Here is a 2,127-nt window from a genome sequence, read left to right as displayed (position 1 = left end):
GGCGAGCAGTGCGAAGGCGGCGGCGAGCGCCGTGCGTTTGAAGTGGATCGTCATCATCGTCGTCGTCTCAGCGGCCGCTGAAGCGCGCGGGCCGGCGCTCGACAAAGGAGCGCACGCCTTCGGCCGCGTCCTCGCTGTTCGAGAGGCGCTTTTGCGTCTCGATGAATTCCGACACGGCTGCGAGCGGTCCCTGTTCGACGGCCTTGATCACGTTGAGCCGCGTGGCCACCACCGCCAGCGGGGCCTGCGCCGCGATGCGCTGCGCAATGGCCAGCGCCGCGTCGAGCTCCTGCCCGGCCGGCACCACCTTCTGCACGAAGTTCAGGCGATAGGCTTCGGCGCTGTCGAACTCGTCGGCCGTCAGCAGGTGCAGCATGGCGTTGCCCACGCCCGCGCGCTCGGCCATGCGCAGCGTGGCGCCGCCCGTGGCCATGATGCCGCGCTGCACTTCCATCTGCGAGAAGCGGCAGTTGTCGGCCGCCACCACGATGTCGGCGCCCAGCATCAGCTCGATGCCCACCGTGAAGCAGATGCCCTTCACCGCCGCCACCATCGGCTTGGTGCGGCGGCGGTAGCCGGGCAGGCCGAAATCATGCGGCTCGACGAGGCCCGCCGGCACCGCCTTCTCGCCGCGCTTCATGTACTCGGTGACCGCCGGCAGGTCGAGCCCGGCCGTGAAGTGGTCGCCGAAGGCATGCAGCACGCCCACGCGCAGTTCGGGGTCGTCGTCCAGCCGGGTGTAGGCCTCGGCCAGCTGCCGGAACATCGGCGGCGTCCAGCCGTTGCGCTTGGCGGGCCGGTTGATGCCGATCAAGAGCACGTGGCCGATCACCTGGGTGTCGATGCAGCCTTCTGCCGGTGGCGTGGTGGGTATGGCGGTCATGGCGCTTGTCTCCTTGTTTTTGTCGAACGCTGGATCAGTAGGCGTACACGCCGCGGCCTGTCTTGCGGCCGAGCTGGCCCGCCGCGACCATCTCCTTCAGCAGCGGGCACGGCCGGTACTTGGAGTCGCCGAACTGCTCGAGGTAGACCTCCATCACGGCCAGGCACACGTCCAGGCCRATCAKGTCGGCYAGCGCCAGCGGRCCKATCGGCTGGTTGCAGCCCAGCTTCATGCCGGCGTCGATGTCCTCGGCCGTGGCGATGCCTTCGGACAGCACGAAGAAAGCCTCGTTGATCATCGGCACCAGGATGCGGTTGACCACGAAGCCCGGTGCGTTCTTCACAGTGATGGGCGACTTGCCCAGCTTCTCGGCCAGCGCCTTGACCGCATCGTGCGTGGCGTCGCTCGTGAGGTAGCCGCGGATCAGCTCCACCAGCGCCATCATCGGCACCGGGTTGAAGAAGTGCATGCCGATGAAGCGGTCGGGGCGCGAGGTGGCGGCCGCGAGCTGCGTGATCGAGATCGACGAGGTGTTGGAGGCGATGATCACCTCGGGCGCCACCAGTTCGTCGACCTGCTTGAGGATCTTGAGCTTGAGTGCGTGGTTCTCGGTGGCGGCCTCGATCACCAGCTGCGCGCCCTTCAGGTCGTTGTAATCGGTCGAGCCCTTGATGAGCGCAAGCGCGGCGGCCTTCTGCCCGGCCGTGAGCTTTTCCTTCTTGATCAGGCGGTCCAGGCTGCCCGAGACGGTGGCCAGGCCCTTGTCGACCGCCGCCTGCGCGACATCGATCATCACCACGTTGACGCCCGACACCGCGCAGGCCTGCGCAATGCCGTTGCCCATTGTTCCGGCGCCGATGATGCCGACGGTCTGAATCGTCATGAGAAAACTCCTTGAAGAATAAAAGCGGAAAAAAAGCGAGCGGGTGGACGCGCCACCGCGGCAGGAGATCGATTGTGAAGCAGCCCCGCCGGCGCGCCGTTGCCGCGCGTGACACGGGCGGTGCGCGGGTGGCTTACAGTGCGGCGATTGCTTTTTCTTCCCCTCTTTTCGACTCCGACCATGACCACCCTCGGCACTCCTCTTTCCCCCTCGGCCACCCGCGTGATGCTGCTGGGCTCCGGCGAACTCGGCAAGGAGGTGCTGATTGCGCTGCAGCGCCTGGGCGTGGAGACCATCGCGGTCGACCGCTACGAGAACGCGCCCGGCCAGCAGGTGGCCCACCATGCGCGCACCATCACCA

The 2,127-nt window shown here is 67.0% G+C and carries 2 protein-coding genes and 1 pseudogene; 1 reads left to right on the top strand and 2 read right to left on the bottom strand.

The genetic code is table 11. The annotated features are described in order from the left end of the window. Positions 1-67: 67 nt before the first annotated feature. On the bottom strand, positions 68-883 hold the full coding sequence (locus AC1DOC_RS30710) for a crotonase/enoyl-CoA hydratase family protein (RefSeq protein WP_436288179.1): 816 nt from the start codon (positions 881-883) through the stop codon (positions 68-70). 34 nt (positions 884-917) lie between these two features. Then, the gene (locus AC1DOC_RS30705) at positions 918-1,766 is read right to left on the bottom strand and encodes a 3-hydroxybutyryl-CoA dehydrogenase (RefSeq protein ID WP_478131229.1); all 849 of its coding nucleotides are present in this window, start codon (positions 1,764-1,766) and stop codon (positions 918-920) included. 180 nt (positions 1,767-1,946) lie between these two features. Between AC1DOC_RS30705 and AC1DOC_RS30700 the strand changes: the two are divergent. Next, a pseudogene (locus tag AC1DOC_RS30700) lies at positions 1,947-2,127 on the top strand (formate-dependent phosphoribosylglycinamide formyltransferase); the annotation flags it as partial.

The sequence above is a fragment of the Variovorax sp. 01T439_2 genome (assembly GCF_056398445.1).
This window is presented reverse-complemented; position numbering and strand designations above follow the sequence as displayed.